Source organism: Nocardiopsis exhalans, assembly GCF_024134545.1.
Lineage (GTDB): Bacteria > Actinomycetota > Actinomycetes > Streptosporangiales > Streptosporangiaceae > Nocardiopsis > Nocardiopsis exhalans.
This window is the reverse complement of record NZ_CP099837.1, coordinates 504,308-529,666: the sequence shown is the minus strand read 5'-3', so window position 1 is coordinate 529,666 and position 25,359 is coordinate 504,308. Positions and strand designations below refer to the sequence as shown.

At 69.9% G+C, this 25,359-nt stretch carries 16 protein-coding genes; 4 read left to right on the top strand and 12 right to left on the bottom strand.

The features are described from left to right. Positions 1–7: 7 nt before the first annotated feature. The 7 genes from NE857_RS02335 to NE857_RS34175 all read right to left on the bottom strand — a co-directional run bounded on the left by NE857_RS02335 (position 8) and on the right by NE857_RS34175 (position 12,227). Positions 8–220: a DUF397 domain-containing protein gene (locus NE857_RS02335; RefSeq protein ID WP_184366789.1), complete on the bottom strand. Its 213-nt coding sequence runs from the start codon at positions 218–220 to the stop codon at positions 8–10. A 554-nt stretch (positions 221–774) separates the two neighbouring features. After that, positions 775–1,980: an acyl-CoA dehydrogenase family protein gene (locus tag NE857_RS02330; RefSeq protein ID WP_254419580.1), complete on the bottom strand. Its 1,206-nt coding sequence runs from the start codon at positions 1,978–1,980 to the stop codon at positions 775–777. A gap of 245 nt (positions 1,981–2,225) precedes the next feature. After that, positions 2,226–3,308: a ribonucleotide-diphosphate reductase subunit beta gene (locus NE857_RS02325; RefSeq protein ID WP_017579175.1), complete on the bottom strand. Its 1,083-nt coding sequence runs from the start codon at positions 3,306–3,308 to the stop codon at positions 2,226–2,228. 109 nt (positions 3,309–3,417) lie between these two features. Then, positions 3,418–5,955, bottom strand: a complete 2,538-nt coding sequence (locus NE857_RS02320; RefSeq protein ID WP_254419579.1) for a ribonucleoside-diphosphate reductase subunit alpha — start codon at positions 5,953–5,955, stop codon at positions 3,418–3,420. Positions 5,956–6,677: 722 nt separating this feature from the next. Further along, entirely contained in the window at positions 6,678–7,250 is a 573-nt protein-coding gene (locus NE857_RS02315) for a hypothetical protein (RefSeq protein WP_254419578.1), read from the bottom strand. Positions 7,251–7,276: 26 nt separating this feature from the next. Next, positions 7,277–9,040 carry an NYN domain-containing protein gene (locus NE857_RS02310; protein ID WP_254419577.1) on the bottom strand — a complete coding sequence of 588 codons (1,764 nt, stop codon included), beginning with the start codon at positions 9,038–9,040 and terminating at the stop codon, positions 7,277–7,279. 199 nt (positions 9,041–9,239) lie between these two features. After that, positions 9,240–12,227, bottom strand: coding sequence for a sigma-70 family RNA polymerase sigma factor (locus NE857_RS34175; protein WP_301184296.1), 2,988 nt, complete (start codon positions 12,225–12,227; stop codon positions 9,240–9,242). Between the two features lie 230 nt (positions 12,228–12,457). On the opposite strand from NE857_RS34175, the gene NE857_RS02295 reads away from it, so the two are divergent. Both NE857_RS02295 and NE857_RS02290 read left to right on the top strand, forming a co-directional pair. Further along, positions 12,458–13,213, top strand: coding sequence for a hypothetical protein (locus NE857_RS02295; RefSeq protein WP_254419576.1), 756 nt, complete (start codon positions 12,458–12,460; stop codon positions 13,211–13,213). Positions 13,214–13,498: 285 nt separating this feature from the next. After that, positions 13,499–13,918, top strand: coding sequence for a hypothetical protein (locus tag NE857_RS02290; RefSeq protein ID WP_254419575.1), 420 nt, complete (start codon positions 13,499–13,501; stop codon positions 13,916–13,918). Between the two features lie 985 nt (positions 13,919–14,903). Here NE857_RS02290 and NE857_RS02285 read toward each other — a convergent pair. The 5 genes from NE857_RS02285 to NE857_RS02265 all read right to left on the bottom strand — a co-directional run bounded on the left by NE857_RS02285 (position 14,904) and on the right by NE857_RS02265 (position 19,002). Then, the gene (locus NE857_RS02285) at positions 14,904–15,794 is read right to left on the bottom strand and encodes an ATPase (RefSeq protein ID WP_254419574.1); all 891 of its coding nucleotides are present in this window, start codon (positions 15,792–15,794) and stop codon (positions 14,904–14,906) included. Positions 15,795–15,804: 10 nt separating this feature from the next. Next, on the bottom strand, positions 15,805–17,130 hold the full coding sequence (eccD, locus tag NE857_RS02280; protein WP_254419573.1) for a type VII secretion integral membrane protein EccD: 1,326 nt from the start codon (positions 17,128–17,130) through the stop codon (positions 15,805–15,807). Positions 17,131–17,242: 112 nt separating this feature from the next. Beyond that, a complete protein-coding gene (locus NE857_RS02275) occupies positions 17,243–18,220 on the bottom strand; it encodes a TNT domain-containing protein (protein ID WP_254419572.1) in 978 nt (325 codons plus the stop codon). Positions 18,221–18,262: 42 nt separating this feature from the next. Further along, the gene (locus tag NE857_RS02270) at positions 18,263–18,562 is read right to left on the bottom strand and encodes a hypothetical protein (RefSeq protein ID WP_254419571.1); all 300 of its coding nucleotides are present in this window, start codon (positions 18,560–18,562) and stop codon (positions 18,263–18,265) included. A 104-nt stretch (positions 18,563–18,666) separates the two neighbouring features. Beyond that, positions 18,667–19,002 (bottom strand): hypothetical protein, encoded by a 336-nt coding sequence (locus NE857_RS02265; protein ID WP_254419570.1) that lies wholly within the window; start codon positions 19,000–19,002, stop codon positions 18,667–18,669. A 500-nt stretch (positions 19,003–19,502) separates the two neighbouring features. On the opposite strand from NE857_RS02265, the gene eccCa reads away from it, so the two are divergent. Then, positions 19,503–23,486: a type VII secretion protein EccCa gene (gene eccCa, locus NE857_RS02260; protein ID WP_254419569.1), complete on the top strand. Its 3,984-nt coding sequence runs from the start codon at positions 19,503–19,505 to the stop codon at positions 23,484–23,486. Positions 23,487–23,673: 187 nt separating this feature from the next. Next, positions 23,674–25,113, top strand: a complete 1,440-nt coding sequence (locus tag NE857_RS02255; RefSeq protein WP_254419568.1) for a DUF6177 family protein — start codon at positions 23,674–23,676, stop codon at positions 25,111–25,113. Positions 25,114–25,359 lie beyond the last annotated feature (246 nt).

Genomic DNA, 25,359 nt, shown 5'->3' with positions numbered 1-25,359 from the left:
GGGAGCCTCAGAACGATCCCTTGGAAACCGCGAGAAAGGTGCTCCACTCGCGGTTGTCGAAGCCCAGCCGGGCGTCCTCGGGATGCACCGAGTCACGGAAGAACGACTCCCCTGACTTCAGGTTGAGAACCTCACAGCAGGCCCCGATGTCATAGGAGTACTGCGACTTGCGCCACCGGCCGAAGAAGGCCTGAGATTCCCCCGCGCGCATTTCGGTCATGTTCTTGTCCTGATCTGTCAACGTTGACTTCGGGCTACTTCAAGCACACCGAATCGGGGCCCCGACCGCACTGGACACAGCGATGACATGGCAGGTCAGAGCCCAAATACACGAGACGCGGAGGCGCCCGCGCACGACGCGGCGCGAAGCACAGGGGGAACGCTAGCGCACTCCAGCCCCACAGGGCGATGCCTCGACCGGGCACGGCTCACGAATTTACTTGATCGTTTTCCTTGGCGGCCGGAAAAGACCGCCGACTGGAGGCGGGCGCATTTCGAAGAGGCACGTGACTCCGCTTTCGTGCCCGTTTGACGGCATTCACAAAGGTGGGTTCTTTGACAGAGCAGTGGCGGCGGAGAGTGATCAACTGGGGCTGGTCCTCGGGGATCCGGCTGGCCAGCGGCGTGGTGTCCCCAACCCAACACCTGGAGTGCCCGTTGCTTCCGAAACCCCCTCACCCCCGGTGATCTTGCTACCAGGAGCAAGTTCGGCGCCGATTTCGCTTCTGGTAGCAAGATCATCTACAGGAGGGGGACCCAAACCCGGAACGGGGCCTAACCGACCGGCACCGCTAGGTGTTCGGTGATGCGCTCGGAGAGGCGGTCGGACCACTGACCCCGGTCCACGCCCAGGGCCGCCTCGCCCAGCCGCAGCAGCTGGACGTCCGACGTGCCAGCCGGAGCGAAGATGTGGTGCGCGTCCCGCAGGTACCGCTCGATCGGGCGGTGCGTGTACAGCCCCTGGGCCGCGTGCACCTCCATCGCGTTCCGGGCGGTGTCCAGGGCGTACTCCACGTTCACCAGCTTGGCGTTGATCAGCTCGTGGTCGCAGGGCCGCCCCTGGTCCAGCAGCGAGACCGCGTGGTAGAGCGACAGCGTCGCCATCATCAGCCGGGACTGCATCTGCCCCAGCTTCAGCTTCACCGACGGCACCTCGGCCAGCGGTTTGCCGTAGCGGAACACCTCCGAGGCGTAGGCGCTGGTCTCCTCCACCAGGGCCCGGTGGATGCCCAGAGCCACCGCGGCGAGGTTGGCGCGCCCGTACAGGACGCTCGACGAGTAGGCCACCGACAGCCCGTCGCCCTCCGCGCCGAGCATGTTCGCGGCGGGCACCCGGCAGTCCTCGAAGAGCAGCTCGCCGAAGCTGAACCCGTGCAGGCCCATGGTGCCCTGGTGCTCGCCCAGGGAGAACCCGGGCCGGTCGGACTCCACCAGGAAGGCGGACAGCCCCCGCGAACCGGTCCCCGTCCGGACGACCACGCCGTGCAGGTCGCCCACGTGGCTGTTGCCCACGAAGACCTTCTGCCCGTTCAGGACGTAGTCGTCGCCGTCACGCACCGCACTGGTGGTCATGCCCAGGACGTGCCCGCCGGAGCCGTACTCGGTCACCGCGATGGTGGGCAGGCAGCGCCCGGCCGCGACCTCGGGCAGCCAGGTCCGGCGCTGCGCCTCGTCCCCGAAGTGCACGATCTTGGCGACCCCCAGCTGCGAGGCCTGCACCATCGCGCCCATGGCACCGCTGACCCGCGAGATCTCCTCGATGATGATCGTCTTGGCCAGGTGTCCCAGCCCCATCCCGCCGTGCTCCTGCCCGACGGTGGCCCCGATCCACCCCTGCTCCGCGATCAACCGCGAGAGCTCGTGATCAACACTGCGCGAGCGCTCCATCTCCGGAACCCGGGGAGCCACCTCCCGCTCCGCGAACTCCCGTACCGACTTGCGCAGCGCCTCGTGCCGTCCGTCGCCGAAGTGATGCTCCACGTCTTTCCCTTCCGCGCCAGGAACGTCCTGGTCGCACCCGGTTCCGACGCGGCTCACGCGGGTTCGTTCCGGTTCTGGCCTGCTCCGGCCAGAGCCCTACCGGAACCGGCCAGGAACCTGAGTGCCCGTGCTCAGGCTCGCGGAAGCAGCCACGGGTATCGGTCCCCGGGCATGCGAACGGCCCGGGGCGCGCGCCCGCCCCGGGCCGTTTGAGGGGAGAAACTCGGTCTCTCCCGGGAGAGGACCTAGTCCCAGTCCAGGCCGCCACCCGTCTGGTACTCGATCACTCGGGTCTCGAAGAAGTTCTTCTCCTTCTGGAGGTCCATCATCTCCGACATCCACGGGAACGGGTTCTCCGTCTCGCCGAAGATCGGCGCCAGGCCGATCTGCTCGGCGCGGCGGTCGGTGATGAAGTGCATGTACTTCTCGCACAGCTCGGAGTTGAGGCCCAGCACACCGCGCGGCATGGTCTCGCGGCCGTAGGCGACCTCGAGCTCGCAGGCGTCGGTGAGCATCTGCCGCACCTCGGCCTGGAACTCCTCGGTCCACAGGTGCGGGTTCTCGATCTTGATCTGGTTGATCACGTCGATGCCGAAGTTCAGGTGGATCGACTCGTCGCGCAGGATGTACTGGTACTGCTCGGCGATACCGACCATCTTGTTGCGGCGGCCCAGCGACAGGATCTGCGCGAAGCCGGTGTAGAACCACATGCCCTCGAAGATCACGTAGAACGCGACCAGGTCACGCAGGAAGGCCTGGTCGGCCTCGGGCGTGCCGGTGCGGAACTCCGGGTTCTCCAGGTTCTGGGTGTACTTGAGCGCCCAGGCGTCCTTGGCGGTGATCGAGGGGACCTCGCGGTACATGTTGAAGAGCTCGCCCTCGTCCAGGCCGAGGCTCTCGCAGATGTACTGGAAGGTGTGCGTGTGCACCGCCTCCTCGAAGGCCTGGCGCAGCAGGTACTGGCGGCACTCCGGGTTGGTCAGCTGGCGGTACACGGCCAGGACGATGTTGTTGGCGACCAGGGACTCCGCGGTGGCGAAGAACCCCAGGTTGCGCTTGAGCATGAGGCGCTCGTCCTCGGTCAGCCCGTCCTTGGACTTCCACAGCGCGATGTCGGCCTGCATGGCCACCTCGGTGGGCATCCAGTGGTTGTTGCACCCGGACAGGTACTTCTCCCACGCCCACGTGTACTTGAGGGGCAGCAGCTGGTTGACGTCGGCGCGGGCGTTGATCATCGACTTGTCGTCGACGTTCACGCGCTCGGCGTCGCGCTCGATCTCGCCGAGGCCACTGGTGGCTGCGGCGCTGTTCTCGGAAACCGCGGTCATGCTCGGTACTTTTCCGTTCTCCGGCCGGGCCGGGGTCGTCTGTGGGAGCGGAGGGAGGGCGAGGAGGCGGGGCGCCCGCCCGCTGTGGCGGGCGCCCCGGGGGTCCTCGTTACTGGCAGGCCTCGCACTCGGGGTCCTCGATGCCGCACGCCTGTCCGTCGACGATCTCGAACTCGTCCTCGGGCGTCACGGGCTCGGCCACCGGGGCCGGGGCGGCGGGCACCGGGGCGGCCACGGGAGCGGCTGCGGCCGCCGGACCGGACGACACCGCGTTGAGGCGGCCGTCCGTGCCCTTGAGCGTGCTCTTCTCCACGTGGGTGGCGCTCTGCGAACGCAGGTAGTAGGTGGTCTTGAGACCGGAGCGCCAGGCGCGGCGGTACAGGGCGTCCAGCTTCCTGCCGCTGGGGGCACCCATGTACAGGTTCAGCGACTGGGCCTGGTCGATCCACTTCTGGCGGCGCGAACCGGCGTCCACCAGCCAGTCGGGGTCGACCTCGAACGCGGTGGCGTACAGGGCCTTGAGGTCGTCCGGGACGCGGTCGATGTCGCCGAGGCTGCCGTCGTGCATCTTCAGCGCGGACACCATGTCGTCGTCCCAGAGACCGCGCTCCTTGAGGTCGCGGACCAGGTAGTCGTTGACCACGGTGAAGTCGCCGGACATGTTCGACTTCACGAACAGGTTCCGGTAGACCGGCTCGATCGACTGGCTGACGCCGGTGATGTTGGCGATGGTCGCGGTGGGCGCGATCGCCATGACGTTGGAGTTGCGCATCCCGTTGCTCTTGACGCGCTCACGCAGGGAGTCCCAGTCCAGGGTCTCGCCGCGGTCCATGTCCAGGTCGCCGCCGCGGGACTCGGCCAGCAGGCGCAGCGAGTCGATGGGCAGGATGCCCCGGCTCCACAGCGAGCCGTCGAAGCTCTCGTACGAACCGCGCTCGCCGGCCAGCTCCATGGACGCCTCGATGGCGTAGTAGCTGATCAGCTCCATGCTCTCGTCCGCGAAGGTCACCGCGCCCTCGGAGGCGAACGGGGTGCGGATCTTGAACAGCGCGTCCTGGAAGCCCATGAGGCCCAGACCGACCGGGCGGTGGCGCATGTTCGCGCGGCGCGCCTCGGGGATCGTGTAGAAGTTCACGTCGATGACGTTGTCCAGCATGCGCACGGCGGTACGGACGGTGCGGCGCAGGCGCTCGACGTCGATGCCGTTCGGGCCCACGTGCTGGGGCAGGTTCACCGAGCCGAGGTTGCAGACCGCGACCTCGTCCTTGCTGGTGTTCAGCGTGATCTCGGTGCACAGGTTGGAGGAGTGCACCACACCGTTGTGCTGCTGCGGCGAGCGCAGGTTGGACGGGTCCTTGAAGGTGATCCACGGGTGGCCGGTCTCGAACAGCATGGTGAGCATGCGGCGCCACAGGTCCACGGCGGGCATCTTCTTGGAGACCTTGATGCGGCCGGCCTCGGCGTCGGCCTCGTACTTCTCGTAGGCCTCGACGAAGTCCCTGCCGTACTTGTCGTGCAGGTCGGGGACCTCGTCCGGGGAGAACAGGGTCCAGCTGCCGCCCTGCTCCACACGCTGCATGAACAGGTCCGGAACCCAGTTCGCGGTGTTCATGTCGTGGGTGCGGCGGCGCTCGTCACCGGTGTTCTTGCGCAGGTCGAGGAATTCCTCGATGTCGATGTGCCAGGTCTCCAGGTAGGCGCAGACCGCGCCCTTGCGCTTGCCGCCCTGGTTGACCGCCACGGCGGTGTCGTTGGCGATCTTCAGGAACGGGACGACGCCCTGGCTCTTGCCGTTGGTGCCCTTGATGTGCGAGCCCAGGCCGCGGACCGGGGTCCAGTCGTTGCCCAGACCGCCCGAGTACTTGGACAGCATGGCGTTGTTGCTGATGCCGTGGAAGATGTCGTGCAGGTCGTCGCCGACCGTGGTCAGGAAGCAGGACGACAGCTGCGCGCGGACCGTGCCCGAGTTGAACAGGGTGGGGGTGGAGGCCATGAAGTCGAACGAGCTCAGCAGCTCGTAGAACTCGATGGCGCGGGCCTCGCGGTCGTCCTCGTTGAGCGCCAGGCCCATCGCGACGCGCATGAAGAACGCCTGCGGGAGCTCGTAGCGGACGTCGTCGCTGTGCAGGAAGTAGCGGTCGTACAGGGTCTGGAGACCGAGGAAGGTGAACTGCTCGTCGCGGTCGGCGTGCAGGGCCTTGCCCAGGCGCTCCAGGTCGAACTGGGCCAGCGCCGGGTCCAGCTGGCCCAGGGTGATGCCGCGGCCGACGTAGGCGCCCAGGTAGCTGGCGTAGCGCTCGTCCATGTCGGACTGGGTGGCGGTCTCGGCCTCGCCGCCGACGAAGCTCAGGGCCTCGGTGCGGAGCTTGTCCAGCAGCAGGCGGGCGGCCACGTAGGAGTAGTTCGGGTCGATCTCGACGAAGCTGCGGGCGGCCATGACCAGGGCCAGCTCGACCTCGGAGTCGGAGATCCCGGGGTAGAAGCCCCGCCGCGCCTCGGTGAGGACCTTGTCCGCCGAAACACCGGTGAGCCGCGCGCAGGCCTCGGTTACGACGCGCTCGATCCGGTCGATGGCGGCGGGGGCGCCACCGCCGCTGGTCGGCTCGGGCCGAACGGATGCGGGCACGGCTTCGACGTCAAGGGTCATACAGCGGCTCCAACCTCGGTAAAGAAGAGTCCCGGCGGGGAAACGGGGTTCACGGGTAGCAGACGCGGCTCGCACCGGCGGCCCTCCGCACTGGATGCGGATGGACTCGCGACCGGTGGGTCGCGGCGGCTCCCCTCGAAGCCCCCTCGTCTGCGTTGCTGATGGCGGGCCCTGGGGACCCGCGGGTGACCTACTCGACCTCCGCTCCCGAGATCGATCGGACCTCGGCGGGCGTGGCGGTCGTCGTTCCCGCCTGCTTCACCAGGGCGGGAACCCCGGTGAACCACCAACGGGACCCGATACTACATCTAGGGGCGGCTGCCTTGGAACACCCCAAGATGATGGCGTGTCGCTGATTTCTCGGATTCATCGACGAGTGTCGAACACACGCGTGGAGCGTGGTATGAGCGCCTCACCGGCGCCCGATTCCAGGGCGCGGAGCGGTGAGTTCTCAGGCTTTCGGAGAGGGCCGAACACAGCCTAGAACGTTCGAGGGGCAGACGTGTCCGACCCACTCCCACAGGATCGTCACAGGGACGTGTGAGAGCGCCGGGAAGGGCCTACGCGGGGCCGGGCGGAGGCGGGGAACCTGGCGTACCCGGTCGGCCCGGCAGCGCGACTCGGCCGCCGGGAGGCCGGAAGCGGACGCCCGCCCCCCACATCTGCGCCGTGCCTGGGCGGAACGCACCCGGCCGGGTATCGGGCCGGGTGCGTCAGAAAGCTCACTCCTGATCGAGACGCAGATCCAGGTCGTCCTCGGGCAGGCCGAGATCGGTCCGGATGCGGAACCGGATCCGCAGCAGCTCCAGGAACAGGTCCCGGGCGTAGGCGGACGACTTCTGGCCCTCGGCGTCCCGAGCGCCCAGGGTGGCCCAGCGCTCCGCGCCCTCCAGGTCGTCGTGGGCGTAGAGGGCCTCGGCGACGTGGATGAAGGTGGAGAGCCCGGACCGGTCCGCGCTCTCCAACCGTTTCAGGTGCTCGTAGGCCAGTTCGCGCTCGTCGAGCTGGAGCAGCGCCCCGGCGCTCAGGGCGTGCGCGTCCACCACCGTCGGGCCGCCGTCGTCCATGGCCCGCTGGTAGGCGGCGCAGGCACGCTCGAACTCCTGCGCGATCTCCCACTGCTCCCCGGCGCGGACGAACAGCTCCGCCCGGGTGACCTCGCTCCCGGCATCGACCCGGTTGGCCAGATCCAGCAGCTGGGCGGCGATCCGACTGTGCTCACCCGACCGGACGGCGTGGAATTCCAACCGGTCGAGTTCTGCCGTCGTCACGCGGGTCAACCGCATCGCCCCCATCCCCTACTCGCACTCGCGCGCGCCGATCAGGGCCTGGCACGCTCCAACGCCTGCCAGAACCCCTGACGTAGTCCGTCACGGACCTCGTCGCGCAACAGGTGGTCGATCGGGAGTGAGGAACCCTGAAGCAGGCGCGCCTCCAGGTCGGAGGGCATCCGGGGTCTCCGTGCCAGCACGGCCTCGACCCACAGGGCGGGCGCCTCACGTGCGATCGACTCCGCGAAGTCGTTCCCTTCTTTGTGCGCGACATGCACCGCGTCATCAACGGTATTCGCGGCGGAGCCCGTCTGCTGGCCATATCCAGGACTGGGACTGGGTTCCTGGTATCCAGCGGGGCCGAATCGGCTGTCGAACTCGGGACCAGTAGGTCGCCTTCCCCCGAAACGGGGTGCGGCGCCACCGCGGCGTGCGGCGTCAGTTTCCGTACTGGTCCCATAGGTAGGGTTTGCGTCCGCCCCACCTCCGAAGCCCGGATCCTCGCCGGCTCCGAACCTCAGATCCTGCTGGGGGGGTGGCGTGTTTCTCTGCGGCGGGCCCTGCTGGCTGTCGGCGAACGAGGCCTGCGGCCCGGTTCCGGCGTCGAAGGCCCGCTGGGGCCCCGTACCGGCGAAGGAGGCCTGGGGCCCCGTCCCGCTGAAGGACGACTGGGCGCCGGTCATGGGCGGGCCCTGCGGCTGCCCCTGGCCCTGCGCCTGTGGCGGCACCGGTCTTCCGGGGATCCCGTAGCCGCCCGGGTCGACCCCGCGCATGGACTGGTGTCCCCCGGTTCCCGAGGCCGGGTAGCCGCCCTGACCGCCGGGACCGTGTCCGTTGGCGCCGTGTCCGTTAGCGCTGTGTCCGTTCGGCGTGCTCGGGGCGGAGTGCGCCCCGTTGGCCCCGGAGGCACCGGGGTAGGACCCGTTGCCGTTCACACCGGGCGGGACCTGCCCGCCGGAGGGGAAGCCGTTCACGTCGATCGCACCGGAGGAGGCGTTCTCCGCCCCCGGTCCGGCCAGGTGGTCGACGCCGCGCTGTTGCGCTATCGAACGGCGCATCGCACGCAGCTGCTCCATGGCGCTGCCCTGGGGCACGGGCTGACCGCCGGTTCCGGCGAACATCGCCTCGAGGCCGCCGGTGGAGGTGTTGACCGGCTCGACCCGGCCGGTGTTGGCGGCCGCCGCCGCGGGCTGGCGCGGCGTCTCGGGCGCCGAGCGGGCGCGGCCGTTGTTGAAGGGGGTGGTCGTCTTGGCGGCCGTCTCCTGGGTGGAGCCACCGCCGGAGAGCAGGCTGACGTGCGGGCGCAGGTGCCCGGCGCCGATCTCGATGAGGTCGTCGCACTCCCGGCGCAGCGCGCGGGAGATGGTCCAGTTGCCCTCCACCGAGATGTGGACGACCGTGACGCGCACACCCATGTCCTGGACGTCGGCGACCACGGACGCCATGTCCTCGTCCCCGCTGACCAGCACCGCGTCGCACAGGACGCCGGTACGGGCCAGGGTGGTGAGGTCGCGCTGGACGTAGCTCTCCACGCCCTCGCGGCGGCCCGGACGTATCCGGGCGGCTCGGAACTTGATGCCGGGGATGTCGGCGATGCTGTCCTGCTCCTGGGCGCGCCTGTCGTCGGCGACCGCCTCGTACCAGTAGCAGCGCAGCAGCGGCAGCCCCGTCCGGTCCCGTGCCACCTCGTTGAGGAACTGGACGAGGCCGGAGTAGTCCCAGGCGACGGAGTCCCGGTTACGGGTTCCGTGTACGGCCATCGCGCCGTCGGCGAGAAGGTATCCCGCGTCGACGAACAACGCGCAGCGGTCCACGTGACACCGCCCCCTTCCCTGTCGATCTCTGGGGCCATATCCATGACCGGGGCACAGCCTAGCCAAGTCTGTCTCGTTTTGCGTGTCATCGGCAAACACTGACAGTTATGAACTTGCTACACACAGCCGATTTTCTGGAATGGGCAGCGGTTTTCCGGTCGTCTCACCAGACCCGCGAAGGCCACCCCGGTAACGGACTTCAGGCGCGCATCGGGGCCGTGAGGGCGACAACCCCCACCAGAACCGCGTCCTGACCGGACGGGATTCGGATATCCGTTTCCCGGCCGAGTACCGCGTCGAATCGGACCACGTCAGTCCCGAAAGTCATCGGGTCCCCCACCGCGCCGCGCGCGGAGCTCACGAAGGCGTTGTCGACACTGCCGTGTCCTCCCGAGGGCGCGACCGGGTCCCCGGACACCAGCACCCGGTCACCGCCCAGGTCGGCGTCGCCCTCCCAGGCCACCACGTGGAACCGGGCCGGAACCGACTCCGGCAGCAGCCCGGACACCGGGAACCGCGCCCCGGTCTCGTTCTGGAAGACCGCGGTGGTCTCGTCCAGCACCATCGCCTGGTGGTAGCCCTCGATCGCCGGGTCCTCCAGCACCACGACCAGGCTCCAGCCCGCGTGGACACCCCGGCCCTCCCTGGCGGGGATGTCGCTGACCCACCACTCACCGCCGCCGCCTGCGCGGACCAGCTCGGTGACGTCGGCGAACGCCTGGTAGGCGGGGTAGCCCGGGAGCTCGGCGACCCGCGTGTCGGTGGCCGTGACGGTCGTGTAGGCGGCCATGCCCGGGCCCTTGACCCGGGCGGTGGGCGCACCGGGTTCGCCCGCCGCGGAGAAGTAGAGCCCGGCCCAGCGCACCGAACCCCCGGCGGGGAGTTCCCAGGTGGCAGAGCTGGAAGAGGTGGTCGTGGGGTCCCAGTCGCGGTCGAGGGGGGCCATCACCCAGTTGTCGTTGTCGAGCTTGTCGCCGACCCGCTCACGCGCGTCGGCGCACGGCCCGGACTTCTCCTCTTCCTCTTCCTCGCCGTATCCGTCCTCGGGGATGGCGGAGGGGTCGTCGGGGGTTCCGGTCCCGGGTGTGTCCCCGGATCCGCCGCCGCCCGCCCCGGCACCGCCCTCGGAGCCGCCCTCTTCGGTGCCCTCCGACGTTCCGCCTTCGGAACCGCCCTCGGAGCTGCCCGGGGAACCGCCCGGGGAATCGTTGTCGGATCCGCCCCCGGAGCCACCGAGAAGCCCATCCTCACCAAGGGGATCACCGACCCCGTCACCCACTCCGGCACCGGAGGCACCGGTGTCGACGGGGGCCCGGCGCAGGTCGGCGTCGTGCTCCTCTGGGGACTCGGGCCCGGGCGGTGCCATCGGGCGCTCGTCCAGCAGGTCCCCCTGGCCGCCCGGGTCCCCCGCATCCCCAGAGTCCCCCGAGCCGCCCGGCCAGCCCCACCAGGGCCAGGGCCAACCGCCCTGGGGCGGATCCGGTTCGGTGCAGGTCAGCAGGGCGTTACCCACGGCCTCCGTACGCACCTGGCCCGCTGTGGCGTATCGGGCGGCGATGCCCTCCGGGGTCACCCCCCGCTCACCGACCGCCTGGTAACTCACCTCGCCCGAGGAGATCACCACGCTGGCGGGCACGTTCACGTCGGCGTCGGACGACACCCGGACGTCGAAGAACTGGGTGCTGTTCTCCCCTTCCTCCATACCGGTGCGCACGCACTCGCCGCCGCCGCTGCCCGCCGAGCAGCCCCAGTCGCCGTGGCCGACCGCCATCGGGACGGCGTTGCCCGCGCCGCCGGAGGAGATCATCTCCACCCCGGGCGGCAGGGTGATGGCCGCGACCACGTCCCCGAGGGTGGCCGCCCCCAGGTTGAGCACGTCCAGGACCATGATCCCGTCGTTGCCCGGGATCAGCGCCCCGACCGGGTCGATGCCCGCCGCGAACACCGGCTGGGGTTCCTCGGGCGCCTCGGGGGGCTCGGGGGGCTCGGGGGGCTGTGGAGGCTGTGGGGCTTGGGGGGCCTCGGGGGCGTCCGGGTCAGGCGGGTCCGGCGCCGCCGGGGGCGCGGCCGGGGACGACGGGCTCGGGATCGAGGCCGCCGGGATGTCCGCGGGCGCCCCGGGCACGGGTTGGGGCGCCGGGGCGTCCGGGTCCGCCGGGTCCTGCCCGGGCGGATCGGCCGGAGGGTCACCGGCGGCGGGCGGGTCCCCCGCGGGCGGCTGGTCCTGGGGTGCTGCCACAGGCGGAGGGTCGGTCGGCGGTGCGCCCTCCCCGCCGACCAGGGCGAGCGCGACCGCGACAGCCAGGCCCGCGGCAGCCACGGCCCCGGCCGTGGTCTGCTGCTGGCGGCGGGACATCCGGTTCCACCAGGCGCCGGTCGCGGCCCCGCCCGGGGTCGCGGCGAGGTAGCCCGTGGCACCGAAGCCGACCACCAGCGGAAGGACGATCCCGCGCAGCCCGACGTTGACGTCCATCAGCTCCGCGTACACCTCGCGGCAGTCCGCGCAGTCGTCCATGTGCCGGTCGACCTTGGTGGTGTCGCGCTTGGACAGACCGCCGCGGACGTAGGCGCCGAGCAGGCCGAGCGTGGGTCGGCAGGCCTCCGCCGCGCCGCCGCCCTCCAGGTGCATCTGGAGGTAGGCCTGGCGCAGGCCCTCGCGCGCCCGGTAGGCCAGGGCGGCCACGCCGTTGGCGTTCATTCCGAGGATGCTCGCGGCCTCGGAGGGCTTGGCCCCCTCGATCTCCGTGTGCCAGAGCACGGACTGCCAGCGCTCGGGCAGCGAGAGGAAGGCGCGGGCGATCAGCGAGCGTTCGAGGCCCTCCAGCGCCGGGTCGACGAAGGGTTCGCCGGAGTCGTAGCTCTCCATGTCGTCCGTGACGACCTGGCGTTTCTCCCCCCGGCCCCGGTCGTAGGCGGCGTTGCGGACCGCGGTCAGCAGGTAGGGGCGGAAGGCGTCGCTGGGGCCGCCGCCGCGCTGGATGACGCTGAGCACCTTGGTGAACGCCTCGGCGACCGCGTCCTCGACCTCGGCCTCACCGCGCAGCAGCTGGCGGGCCAGGCCGCGGGCGGCGGCGGCATGGCGTTCGTAGAGGGTTCCGTAGGCGGCGTTGTCGCCGGCCTTCACCCGCTCGATGATCTCCGCGTCACCGACGAGTGTGTCTGTGTGCTCACCTTCGGCGTCGGTCACCCAGCGCCCTTTCCCTAGTGGTCCGGCGGCCCCCGCCGCGAGCCGGAACCGGAAGGTGCTGGATGCGGGGGTGCGGTGTCAAAGAATCACCTGCTCGAAAAAATATCCCGTATCCGCGTCATAGCCGCTACCGATCTCCGTGATTGAGATGAAGGCGAACGGAGGGGCCCACCGCGGGGGCGCGGGCCCACCTCCGTTCACCTGGCCAAACGACGACCGGGAGCTATGCCATGGGCGAGACCGATGTGGGTGCCGGAGCGCGGGACCGTGTGGTTCACCGCGCCCGGGGACTACGTGCGCCGTGGGGGCGCCGGAGTAGGCAAGAGGGTTGGGATCCGGGCGAGGACTGGTGGACGCCCTCCGTGGACGCCGTCTGCGAGGCGTACGCCGCCGGACGGGACCTGTCCGGGGCCTGCGCCCAGCTCGGCGAGGCCCGGGCCCGCTCCGGGGTGGAGATCGGCCGGGCCCTGGACGACCTCGACTCCTTCGGCCGGGTCGTGGGCTGGGACCAGGTGCCGCTCCCGCTCGTCCGCGCCCTGGCCGAGGGCTGGGTCGAAGGAGGACGGGACCGGAACACCTGCCAGGACCCGCTCACCGGACTTGCCGGTGAGGCGTACCTGCGCACCCGGATCAGCGAGCTCTACCGCGGCGCGGACGACACGGTCCCGGCTGCGTTCGGCCACCAGCTCGTGGTGGTGGCGCTGGACCCGGCACTCGACCCCTGGCGGCGCGCCGCACGGCTGATCGTGCTCGGACACGAACTGAGCCGCTTCTTCACCCGGGGCGAGTCCGTGTGCCTGGTCAGCAGGGGCCGGATCGCGGTGGTCAGCCAGGACGGGCCCGCTCTCGAAGCCCAGATCGACGAGCTCCGCAAGGGGATCGGATGGGAGCACGGGGCGGCCGTGTGGTCGGTCCCGCTGCCCGGCACCCACCGGGAGGCGTCCGCCCTGCTCGACGGGCTGTCCCGGTCGCGAAAGGACGAATGACCCACTGACGCCGCCGCGGACCGTGCGGCCCTCCTTGAGGGGGGAGGGCCCGGTCCCGGCGGCCAGCCGACCGCCGCGCCCGCCAGAGGGGACGGAGCGCGCAGCGGTCGGCGGCCCGTCCGACGGGGGTCCTCGGGCTCTCTGGCCCCCGACGAGAGGGCGGCCCACGGGACCGTCGGACGGGCAGGCGCCGCCTAGCGCGGCGCCCGGAGGCGCGCTCACACAGGGGAGGTGGGCGCGCCTTCGTCATGTCAGCGGACGATGGGGTGGGAAGGTCACCCGACCTTGAGACGTCCGAGACTGGCCCGGAACAGCGCCCTGCCCAACAATGACCCGGGAACCGCCCTGACCCCGGCGATCCGCTCCTCGAATCCTCCCGGCACCGGCTGGTGCGAGGCGACACTCACCCCGGTCCAGGCCTCGATCCCCGATGCGGGCCCGGCAGAGGCCGACGGGGGCGAGAGCGCGGCCGCCGATCGCTGCTCAGCGGGTTCGGGAACGGGATCGGCAACAGGTTCGGGAGCGGGCTCGGGTGCGAGCTTCGGGCTGGGTGACCGCACCAACGGCTGTGCCGGCTCGGGAGCGGGCTCAGCGGCCGGGGTCGGCGGCGGTGCGGGCACGGACTCAGTGACGGAAGCAGGCGGCTGCGCGGGCTCGGGAACGGGATCAGGAGCAGGCTCGGCGACCGGGGCGGGCTTCGGCTGACGGTGCGGCACCGTGACCGGAGGACCTCCCGGCCGCAGGCCGCCGGGGCGGGCCTCAGCAGGCCTGGGGCCCGTGTTGTGTTGAGGCGCAGGCATGAACGACGGCGCCGGACGGGGTGGCACAGGCCTCTGCGGACGCCGCACCGGGCCACCCGGCGGAGCCTGGGCCGGAGCCTCGGAAGCCTGGGCCGGAGCCGGGGCGGACGTCGGCGCGTCGTGCGGCGGAGGCTGGGCGGAGCGAGGCTGCGGCTGTGGTGCCCGCGGAGCGCGGTGGTTGGGCTCTTCGGGGTTGGGTTGTCCCCTCCGCACGGGCGATCCCTGCGGAGCGGGCGAGGGCATCGGCGCACCGGCGAGGAAGGCCTCGACGATCGCCCCCCGCGGCTGGCTTCGCGGCGGATTCGGCCGGGCGGGCGGGGCCGGGGGTGCGGGGGAAGGCCGCGGACCGGAGTTGAGGTTGGGCGGGTAGGGCGACCCCTCAGGCACCCGGAAAGGCTGCGGCCCCGGTGCGGGCTGTGGTCCTGAGGGGGTCTGGAACCCGGGCGCGGTCTGCGGGCCCGAAGGGGGCTGCGGCCCCGGAGCGGCCTGCGGACCAGAGGAAGTCTGGAACCCGGGCGCGGCCTGCGGACCCGAAGGAGCCTGAGGCTCCCGTGCCCCGGAGGTGGGACGGGGTCGCGCCGGTGGCCCGGGGGCGGGGTTCGGCGGCGCAGGCGGACGCTGCGGCCCGGAAACGAAGTTCGGTGGACGTTGGGGCCCCGAGGGAGGCTGGGGGGCGGTCGGCGACCGCCGCTCCGGAGAAACCTGGTCGGGGTTCTGACCCGCGGGGTGTATCAGGCCGGGGGCGTGGTTCGGCGGTGGCTGCGAGTCCGGGTGTGTCTGGGCAGGTTGTGGGCCCGAGGGTGGCTGTGGCGGCTGGCCCGGCTGTCCCGGTTGGGGGCGGGGGCCCGGGCGGTCGTTCTCGGGGGTGGTGGGTCGCTGGTCGGGTCGGTTCATGTCCCTTCACCTCTCGCTTGCGGTCCCGGGTGCTGCGGGCGCACGTCCACTGCCCGGTTGACGGTCTCGGCCGCGATCTGGAGCGCAACCCGGCGGGTGACGTCGGCGATGCGGCGGGTGTCCACGGCCGTCCCCTGGGCCAGGTGCCGGTCGTGGGGCAGGAGCACCGTCCTGGCTCCGCTCTCGGCGAGGATCCGGGTGATGCGCGCGGTGTCGAAGCCCGGGTCCTCCCGGCGTTCCTGGTCGAAGACGACGATCACGCTGCGCTCCACCTCACTCCGGCGGCCGTCTCGGAGGAGCTCGTCGATGGCACGACCCGTTTGGAGCGCCGCCTCACGGGTCGCGCGGACCACACGGATACGTGCGTGCGCGGTCTCCGCGACGGCGTCGACGAACCCCCCGCCGGAACCGCCCGCCACGAGGGTCACCCCGAAGAAGCGGGAGATCGGCAGCAGCCCGGAAGCGTGGGCGGCCTCGTCGTCCTGCGCGGCCTCAACCGTCCACAGTCCCGGGGCCGCCTCGCCGAGGCTCTCCCGGGCGAGTTCGAAACTGCCCGTCTGCGCACCTTCTCCCAGGGCCTGCCCCACGGGGGAGTCCAGCCGGGCGCCCAGGGACGGGAGCCGACCGGTGGCGTCCACGGCCAGCACCCGGTCGTGGCGGTGGTGGGCCAGGACCCGGGCGACCAGGGCGGTCACGACAGCGGTGTCCGCGCCGGTGCCGAGGTCGTCCACGACGATCCGGCGGCCGGTGGTGGTGGCACGCTGGACCCTCCGGCTCACCTCGATGGTGTCGACGACCTCCGACATCGGCCGGAAGGGGGCCAGAACAGCCCGGCCGAACCGGCGCGGCCAGGGGTCACCGTGGACCGTCTTCGTGGGACTCATCATCCGTCTCCCCTCAGAAGGTCGCGAGCAGTCGCTGGAAGGTTCCGAAGGCGCCCACTGCCAGCGGCACCATCACGACCACGGCGATCACTTCGAACCTGCTGGTGACACCGCGCAGGCGGGCACGTACGTGTTCGGGCTGTTCGAGGGAGAGCACCACCGCGGGGATGGCCGACGCCGCGGCGGCGACACCCAGTGCGGCCCACACCCCCCACGTCTGGGCATCCGCCAGGGCGACGAGGAAGGCGATCAGTGTCACCAGGCTCGCGGCGATGAGCGCCGCCTTCTGCGCGACCAGCGGGAACAGCCGGGACCGGCTCGCCACGACGACGGTGAGCACCACGGCCAGCCCGCCCGTCCAGGGGGTGAAGTTCGTGACCAGTCCCAGCCCCGCGACCGCGGCCACCACGGCGACCGCCAGGGTGGCGATGACCAGGCTTCGGTGGGCGCGGGCCACGGAGGTGAGGACGTCGGCCCGGGTGACGGGTTCGCCCACGGTACGCCGGTCGTCCAGGACCGCGAGACCGGAGATCATCAGGGCCACCCGCAGCAGCAGGCTCAGGGCGACCACGCAGGCCACCGCCATGACCACGGCGACGAGGTCGGTGGACAGGCCCAGGGCCCGGCAGGTGCTCCACACCGCTGTCATGGCCAGGCCGACCCCGCCGCCGGCCAGGCCGCCCAGGCCCAGCCCGGAGGTGAGGCCGAGAAGCAGCACCAAACCGGAGAGCAGCCCGGCGATCCCGCCCCACAGAACCCACTCCGGCCAGCCGAAGTGATCACTGCCCAACCAGAGCGCGAAAACTCCGACCGCCGCGCCGCTGATCGACAACGCGGTGCCCAGGGGCTCGCGCCAGGTCGGGCCCACCACGGCCCCGACTGTCACGAGCGCACCGGCGATCACCCCGATCACGGCCAGTCCGGTGGTCGCGGACGTGTGGCCGTGGATCAGCCAGGCCGTTCCCAGGGCGAGGGCGACCAGCGCGAACGTGGCGCTCCACCGTGCTGATTCCGGGGTCCACCGCCCCCAGTGCTCGTCCAACGCCTGTGACACCGCTTCGGGCACTTCGTGTACCACGGGCGCGGGAACCGGATCCTCGTCCCTGACCAGTCGCAGCACGGCGCCGTCCTGGACCTGGCGCTCCTCCAGGGTGCTCTCCCCCGCCAGGACCGTGCCGGAGGCCGTCACCAGGTGACGTAGCCGGGCCGGATTCTCGGGTTGGTCGCCGAGCAGGTCCAGGACCTCCGGCATGAGAGCGCCCACCGGCTCGTCCGCGGGGAGTACCGCGTCAACCCTGCGCTCCTCGCCGACGAGCGTGACACGGCTCCAAGCGGTCATGATCTTCCAATCTGCGCGGCTGCGCGGTGCACCGTGGTCTCCCTCCCGGGGCGGGTGCGGCACCGGGGGCATGGGGCGGTCGTGGGCGCTGGTTGGTCGAAAGGTGTACGGGTCAGTCGGGGATGGTGTCGACCGAGACGCGCTCGACGTATCCCTGACCGATCAACCAGCGCAGGGTGGGCGCTGGCGGTACTTCGGCGAACCCGGCGGTGTCGAGGGTGAAACGGATCCCGCCGCCGGGGTTGTCGCCCTCCGCGGGAGCGGTGGTGGCGGTCACCTGGAACGGGTGTACGACACGGTAGCGGTGGTAGAGGTCCTCGTCCTCGGCGCCGGTGCGTACGTAGTCCGGCAGGCCGCGTTCGGCGAAGGGCACTCCGTCGGGGAAGAGGTACCTGCCGCTCTCGGGGCCGAAGGCGTCCAGGGTGTCCCCAGGCACGAGAGTGTGCAGGTAGGACTCGGCGTTACGCTGCTCCAGGCCACCGTGGACCTCCTCGATGAGCTCCGCCGAGGCCTCCTCCGCGGCGCCTTCGTCCGCCGAGCTGAGCGTGCGCGGTTCGTCCTCGGTGGTGGCCAGTTCCCGGAAGAGCCAGCGTGCGGCCTCGTCCTCACCGTAGAAGTCCATGACGGGGCGCCCCTGGTCGAAGTCCATGACGAACAGGGACAGATAGCCCTCCTCGTCCCGGGTGACGAGGTAGTAGCTGCTGACGGTGCCTGGGTCGGGGCGGGGTTCACCGGGCAGGACGTAGAGGTCCTCGGGCACGTCGGCCCGCTCCAGCTCGTCGACCAGCATGGTGAACCCGACCTCTTCGCCGACCCAGTCCCCGGGGGTCGGCGGGATGGCGTTCTCCACCGGCCCCGTCGCGGCCTGCTCACGTTCCAGGCGTTGGTTGCTGATGGTGTTGCTGACGAAGGACCAGCCGACCGTCCCGGCGCAGGCGACCGCGGCCAGGCAGGCGCTGATCGTGATCTTGCCGAGGTTCTCGTCCAAGCGGCGCTTGGTGCGCTTTCCGCCGAACAGCACCGCTTCACGCAGGCGCTGCCGACGGACCGCGACGGATTCGAGCAGTTGGTTATCGTAGTCGCGGCCCATCGGTGCCCCTCGTCAATTCTCCCTTTTCCAACCGAACGCGGATCAGATATTGTGCACGACGTCGCTCGCGTCGGCCAGGGTTTTATTCGCGATTGAGTCGTATTCCACGAGCGTTTTCTCGACGCTCTTGATGATCCCCCTGACCTCTTCTGCAGCCCTGGCCCAGTCCAATTCCTTTTCCGAGTAAGTATCGGTAGCCTCACCGGCATTGATATTCTGCATGGCTGCGGTGACATCCACACCGCGCTGGGCGATGAGGGACTCAACGTCACTGGAGACCTGAAAAAGGGTGGCCTGCACCTCTTGGGAAAGCGCAGCATCGTAGACTACTTCTGAACTCATCGCACTACTCCTTCGGGGGTGGTCTGTTTGGGGGAACTCAGAGATGACCTCTGCCTGGACTCTCAGACCGGACATTAGGCACCGGAGTCGTTCGGATCCGGGCGCTAGCGGAACTTGGCAGCGTCGAAGTTGGCCGCGCTCATCTGGGACCGAGCCTCGTCAGCCATTTCCGTGTCACCGGCCAAGATCACCTTGGCGAACTCACCCTGCCCCTCGTTCATCCGGAAGAGACCGCGGTTGAGCTCGTCCGCGACCGCGGTGGCCCGCTCCTGGAGTTTGGTGAATTCCTGTTCGGAGGAACCGGAGAAGGATTTCTTCATCGGCTCCGCCGCGGTCATGAGCTTTTCGACCTGCGTACCGAGCTCCTGAAAGGCCTGCTCGGTGGTCATGATCAGATCGTTGGCTGAGTCAAAGTTGACGTCAATACGCTGTCCGGACATCACTACACCCTTTCCTCTGGAATCTGACACGCCCTCCACGACCCCGTCACGGACTCGTCACGGGGCGGTGTGACCCCCAGGAAGACGCGCCCTGGGCAGTCTCGGTTCTCATAATCCACCACAGAGGTCCGACGGGAACACAGGCCCGTCCCCTCATGAATCGAAAGCGTACGAGCACCACCACGAACACATAAAAGCGGCACCGACCTGCGCGAACACGTTTTGAAACCAAGGCATCACTCATCCCCGGGCACATGAGAGCCACGCAGTGTGTTGCCTAAATCACATAACAGTCTGGTTGAACCGCCGCCCGAAGCCGGGGCTCCACCACTCCCATCCATGACCCCGGGGCACAGGCGAACCAGCCCGACGGGCGGCCCACCGGACCACCCACCACACGAGATGCCGGAAACGTCACCGAAGGCTGCTTCGGTAGGGTTTCTGTCGCTCCTGACCGACCTTGTGTTCCCCCTGCTTCCCCTGAATCGAGAGGAACGCCGATGGCCCTCCGGGTCGTACACCGGCCGACACGCACCACACACCCGGCCCCCGAACAGGAGCCGCGGGAGGTGGAGGCCCCGCCCACCCTCCCCGACGGGAAGTCGCAGGGAAACCCGCTGATGACCGTCCTGCCGCTGGTGGGCATGATGGCGTCGCTGTCGATCATGATGGTCATGCGCAACCCGGCCTTCATGGCCCTGGGCGCGGTCATGCTCTGTGTGGCGCTGCTCGGCGCCGTGCTCATGCTGTTCTCCCGGCGCGGCCAGGTCGGCCGGCAGCGGCGCAACCAGCGCGAGCTCTACCTCCAGTACCTGGAGGAGCTGCGCGAGACCCTCAGCGGCTGGGAACACGGAACCCGCGCGCACGCGCGCCTCATCGACCCCCCGCCCGAAGCCCTCTACGACGTCCTGCGCGACCCCAGGCGCCTCTGGGAGCGCCGCCGCAGGCACACCGACTTCCTCCGGGTCCGCGTCGGCACCGGCATGGCCCCGGGGCGTCCCCTCCACCTCGCTGAACAGGGCACCGCCCTCACCCCCACCGACCCGTTCATGCAGTCCGAGGCCGAGACCGTGATCCGGCGCTTCGAGAACATCCCGGACATGCCGTTCACCCTGCCGCTGGACATGACCGGCAACATCAGCGTGGTCGGCGAACGCGAGGACGCCATGCGCCTGGTGCGCGCCCTCATCGCCCAGTTCGGGGTGTTCCACGCCCCCGAGGACGCCGGGCTCGCCGTGGCCTACCCCGAGGAGAACGCCGACGACTGGTCCTGGCTGCTCTGGTTCCCCCAGGTCCTGGACCCCCAGCGCCGCGAGGCGGGCGTCGCGGCCCGGCTGATCGCCCCCACCCCCCGCGATCTCGGTGTACTGCTCTCCGACGAACTCCGCTCCCGCAGCGACTTCGCCTCCGAGGTCCGCCGCGGCATGGGCCGCCGCGAGGCCTACCAGATGCTGCGCCGCCTGCTCGTCATCCACGACACCCACGGCGAGGTCGCCACCGAGCTGGTCCGCCCCGACCACACCGTCGCCCCCGCCGCCCTCGGCGTCACCGTGCTGCACCTGGTCTCCAGGCAGATCGACGAGCCCAGCGACGTCGACCTCCGCGTCACCGTCAAGGGCGACGAGGTCGTGGTCGAGGACCTGCGGCCCACCGACCCCGTGATCACCTCCGGGACCCTGGACGACGTCTCCCCCGCCACCCTCACCGGCCTGGCCCGGATGCTCGCCCCGCTGCGGCTGTCCCCCGAGTCCATCGAGGAGACCGCCCAGGAGGGCGGGCGCGTCGACTTTCCCGCGATGATGGGCGTACGCGACCCCGGGAACATGGACGTCCAGCGGCTGTGGGCCCCGCGCAGCGAGCGCGCTTTCCTGCGGGTGCCGATCGGTGTGGACGAGATGGGTCAGCCGCTCGTGCTGGACCTGAAGGAGTCCGCCCAGCTGGGTATGGGACCGCACGGCCTGTGCGTGGGCGCCACCGGCTCAGGCAAGAGCGAGATGCTCCGGACCCTGGTGCTGGCCCTGGCCGCCTCCCACTCGCCCGAGCGGGTCAGCATGGTGCTGGTCGACTACAAGGGCGGCGCGACCTTCGCCCCGTTCGAGGACATGCCGCACGTGGCCGGGATGATCACCAACCTGGAGGACGACGCCGCCCTCATCGAGCGCGTCCACGCGAGCCTGTCCGGCGAGGTGCAGCGCCGCCAGCAGATGCTGCGCGACGCGGGCAACGTCCCCAACATCGGCGACTACACGCACAAACGGGAGAAGGACCCGGGTCTGCCCCCGATGCCGCACCTGCTGGTCATCATCGACGAGTTCGGCGAGCTCCTCACCGCCCGGCCCGACTTCATCGAGCTGTTCCTGTCCATCGGCCGCATCGGGCGCAGCATCGGCGTGCACCTGCTGCTGTCCAGTCAGCGCATCGAGGGCGGCAAACTGCGCGGCCTGGACACCTACCTGTCGTACCGGCTGGGTCTGCGCACCTTTTCCGAGGAGGAGAGCCGGACCGTCCTCAACACCCCGGACGCCTTCCACCTGCCCTCCCTGCCCGGATTCGGCTACCTGAAGGTGGACACCACCGTCTACCAGCGGTTCAAGGCCGGGTACGTGTCAGGCGCCTACCGCGGCCCGGTGGTCGAGGAAGAGGAGGAGGACGAGGGCCAGACCCCCTCGCCCCGGCTGTACACCGCCTACAACCCGCCTCCGGAAGAAGAAGAGAAGCCCAAGCCCGACGAGGGCTCCAACATGCCTTCCCGGACCACCGGCCCGACCCTGCTGGACGTGCTGGTCAACCAGCTCGGCCGCCACGGCGAGCCCACCCGGGCGGTCTGGCTGCCGCCGCTGCCCGACGCCACCACCCTGGACGCGGTCGCGGGCGCTCCCGAGGAGACCGAGCACGGGCTGAGCCTGCCCGGGGAGCGCCCCGCGCTGCACGTCCCGATCGGGATCCTGGACGACGCCACCCGGCAGTGGCAGGGCGAGTGGCTGCTGGACCTGACCGCCTCCGGCGGGCACGTCGCCGTCATCGGCGGTCCGCAGAGCGGTAAGACCACCCTCATGCGCACCCTGGTGATGTCCCTGGCGCTCACCCACACCCCCGAGCAGGTGTCCGTGTACTGCCTGGACATGCTCGGCGGCGGACTCCAGGCGCTCTCCGGGCTCCCGCACGTGGGCGGGGTGGCGGTACGCACCGACCTCGAACGCGTCCGGCGCACCATGGAGGAGATCCGCGGGATGCTCGAACACCGCGAGGAGGTGTTCCGCGAACGCGGCATCGACTCCATCGAACAGCTCCGACGCCGCCACGCCCGCGGCGAGGTCCCCGAGCTGGCCAGCGCCGACATCGTCCTGTGCGTGGACGGCTACGGCGCCCTGCGCAAGGACTTCGAGGACGTCGAGACGATCGTCAACGAACTGCTGCAGCGCGGCGGCGGGTACGGCATCCACGTCGTGGGCGCCATGCTCCGCTGGAACGACGTCCGGATGGCCGCACAGTCGAACTTCGGCCAGAAGGTGGAACTGCACCTCAACAGCCCGACGGACTCCTCCATCGAGCGCAAACTCGCCGAGACCATCAAGGAGGGCGCCTTCGGGCGCGCCCTGACCAGCTCGAAGCTGTTCGCGCAAACCGCCCTGCCCCGGTTCGACGGGGTGGCCGACGCCGACGACATCGGTGAAGCGGTCGAGCAGGCCGTGCGCGCGATCGACCGGTCGTGGAAGGGCCCCCGCGCACCCGAGGTGCGGGTCCTGCCCCACCTGTTGTCGGTGCGCACCCTCCCGGGCAAGGAGGAGACGCCCAGGACCGTGCCGATCGGCCTGGACGAGCGCGCGCTCCGACCGGTCGAGCTGGACCTGCCGGAGAAGGACCACAACCTGCTGATCCTGGGCGACGGCGAGTCCGGCAAGACCAACCTGCTGCGGATGATCGCCGAAGGCCTCGTGGAACGCTACGCCCCCGGGGAGATCGTGTTCGCGATCATGGACCCGCGGCGCAGCCTGCGCGACCTCGTCCCCAAGGACTACGTGGGCGGCTACGCCACCAACGCGAAGGTGTGCAGCGGACTCGCCAAGGGCGTGGCCAGCGAACTGGAGAACCGCATGCCCCAGGACGGCGACGCCGACTCCACCGAGCCCGGCTCGTTCTCCGGGCCGCGTGTCGTCGTGATCGCCGACGACTACGACGTCCTCACCACGGCGGGCCAGAAACCACTGTCCCCGTTCGTTCCGTACATCTCCAACGGACCCGACATCGGTCTGCACATCGTGATCGCCCGCCGCGTGGCGGGGGCCAGCCGGGGCATGTACGACCCCCTGCTCCAGTCCATGCGCGAGGTGGGAAGCAGCGCTCTCCTGATGTCGGGTGACCGCGGCGAGGGCCAGATCTTTCCCCGCGTGTACGCCTCACCCCTGCCCCCGGGCCGAGGCCGCTGGATGCCCCGGGGCAGAACGCCGCACCTGATCCAGACCGCCCTGCGCGACCAGCCCTGAAGCTACGAACCCACCGAGAACCAGATCGTTTGGAGCCACCCGCGTCCGCTTCCGCGGTGCCTGGGTGGCCTGATCTGGCCAGAAACCCAGAGTGACAGTTTGATCACCTTTTAGCTAGCATTTCCGATACAAAACGACTTTCTCTGGTATCAGACAGTTCGGCCGCCCCAACCCCCTGGAGATGTCTGTGACCTACGATGCCGTCGCTCTGGTGACGAGCGAGCCCGACACACAAGCATTCGCTACGGTGCTGAGCGGGCTCGATCCGAACCTGCTGCTGCGCGAGCACGACCACAGCGGTGTCCTGGAAGTGCTTGACGCCGATGGGGTGCACTTGGCCGCGATCGAGCCAGGACAGGTGGTCGATAGCACGGACGAGATCGTCCGGCTGCTCAGCGACGACATGCTGGCGGGACTTACCCTGCCGTGTTGGTGGGTCGAGGTCCGCGCACGCCCGGACGAATCGGGGCGGCACACGGCACACCAATTGGTTGACAGTCTTGCCCTGCGGCTCGGGGGGCAGGTGTGGACCTCCGGAAACGCAGACTTCGGACTGTGGGAGGAGTTCAGACCGGAGGAGGGCACCCGGCACCCCGCGCTCGAACGCCGTAGGGAACATGCGCTCCTGATCGCCCAGGACCGCAGGGTGGTACCGCTGTCCTCCTGGATCACCGACTCGATTGCCACCCAGGCCGAGAACCGGATCGTTCAGGTGGTCACCCCTGCCTCAGCGCGGCTCACCCATGGCCTGCGCACCTTCCTGACCGGCCCCAGGGGACGGTGGGTGGTTCAGGACGATGGCGATGGACACTTCGACGGTGTCACCGGGTTGCCGCTCACCTGGCACGAGGAGCACGGTTTTGCCCCTTTCCAGGTGACCACGGACGGCGAAGGCAACGTGAAGGCCGCCAAAGGGGACGGACCCCCCGAAGCGGTTCCCGGCTTCCTGGACGACGATCCCCTGGGGACACAGCTGCTCCTGGACCTGGCCGTAACACACCGCGAAGCCTCCGCCCCCAAGCTGGGCTGGGCTGCGCGCACGGTAGCCGAGACCCTCACGGGACACCCGCCCTCGGGGTGGGGTCCACACGAACCCGCGCTGTACGCCTGGAACCCCGAATTGATACGCCTATCCGTCCTGCACCAGGGCCCCAAGCCCTTGTTGCTTCACTTCAGCGGCTCTCAGGAGGCGACTCGTCAGTTCGGAGGCAGCCTCAGTTACCGCTGGGACAGGCTGCGGGTCACCGAGCGGATGACCATGGCCATCGGCTTCCAAGACGAAGAGGACGTCCCCTTTGAGGTACTCCCCGAGCTGGTGTCAGAACTGGCAGCGGAAGGGCTTCTGGACGGATTTCGGGTGAGCCGGTTTCGGGGGCGCGCTGACCTCACTTACGAACCTCGCTGGCAGGGAACGGTTGTCCCCGTTGGTATCGCCGTGGGGCCTGAGCGGCTGGAACGGATGGGTGTGGACCAGGCACGGGCCGGTCCGATTAAGGCGACCTTCGTCGGCCATGAAGACAAGAGTGCGGCCTGGTACCCGGTTGTGACAGACACACGGGACCAGAACCGCGCGCATCAGCTGATCAGAGCACAGGAAACCCACCTGGCTTCGGCGACTCGTCACTGAACGCTTCTTCAATAGACGAGAAAACCAAGCAACCGCTTCATGCATCACACAGTTAGTCTGCCCTCTGAGGTTCTTTACCACGCTCACCATGCCCAATGGTTTCGCATGTGGCTGTCTCTGCACCAACGGGAAAGGAAGACATGAAGTTCGAGTCGACTAGGCCCTCCGCTGGAGAAAAGAACCCCCCTTTCTCCAGCGGGGAGAGCTGCGATGAGGAAAGTGTGGAAAACCGGGATGGACTGCCGC

Coding starts and splice junctions, on each gene's coding strand:
- NE857_RS02275 (WP_254419572.1), bottom strand. CDS start 18,220: ATGGGCCGCGACTACGATAACCAACTGCTCGAATCCGTCGCGGTCCGT.
- NE857_RS02335 (WP_184366789.1), bottom strand. CDS start 220: ATGACCGAAATGCGCGCGGGGGAATCTCAGGCCTTCTTCGGCCGGTGG.
- NE857_RS02270 (WP_254419571.1), bottom strand. CDS start 18,562: ATGAGTTCAGAAGTAGTCTACGATGCTGCGCTTTCCCAAGAGGTGCAG.
- NE857_RS02265 (WP_254419570.1), bottom strand. CDS start 19,002: ATGTCCGGACAGCGTATTGACGTCAACTTTGACTCAGCCAACGATCTG.
- NE857_RS02295 (WP_254419576.1), top strand. CDS start 12,458: ATGGGCGAGACCGATGTGGGTGCCGGAGCGCGGGACCGTGTGGTTCAC.
- NE857_RS02320 (WP_254419579.1), bottom strand. CDS start 5,955: ATGACCCTTGACGTCGAAGCCGTGCCCGCATCCGTTCGGCCCGAGCCG.
- NE857_RS02325 (WP_017579175.1), bottom strand. CDS start 3,308: ATGACCGCGGTTTCCGAGAACAGCGCCGCAGCCACCAGTGGCCTCGGC.
- NE857_RS02285 (WP_254419574.1), bottom strand. CDS start 15,794: ATGATGAGTCCCACGAAGACGGTCCACGGTGACCCCTGGCCGCGCCGG.
- eccD (WP_254419573.1), bottom strand. CDS start 17,130: ATGACCGCTTGGAGCCGTGTCACGCTCGTCGGCGAGGAGCGCAGGGTT.
- NE857_RS02315 (WP_254419578.1), bottom strand. CDS start 7,250: ATGGGGGCGATGCGGTTGACCCGCGTGACGACGGCAGAACTCGACCGG.
- eccCa (WP_254419569.1), top strand. CDS start 19,503: ATGGCCCTCCGGGTCGTACACCGGCCGACACGCACCACACACCCGGCC.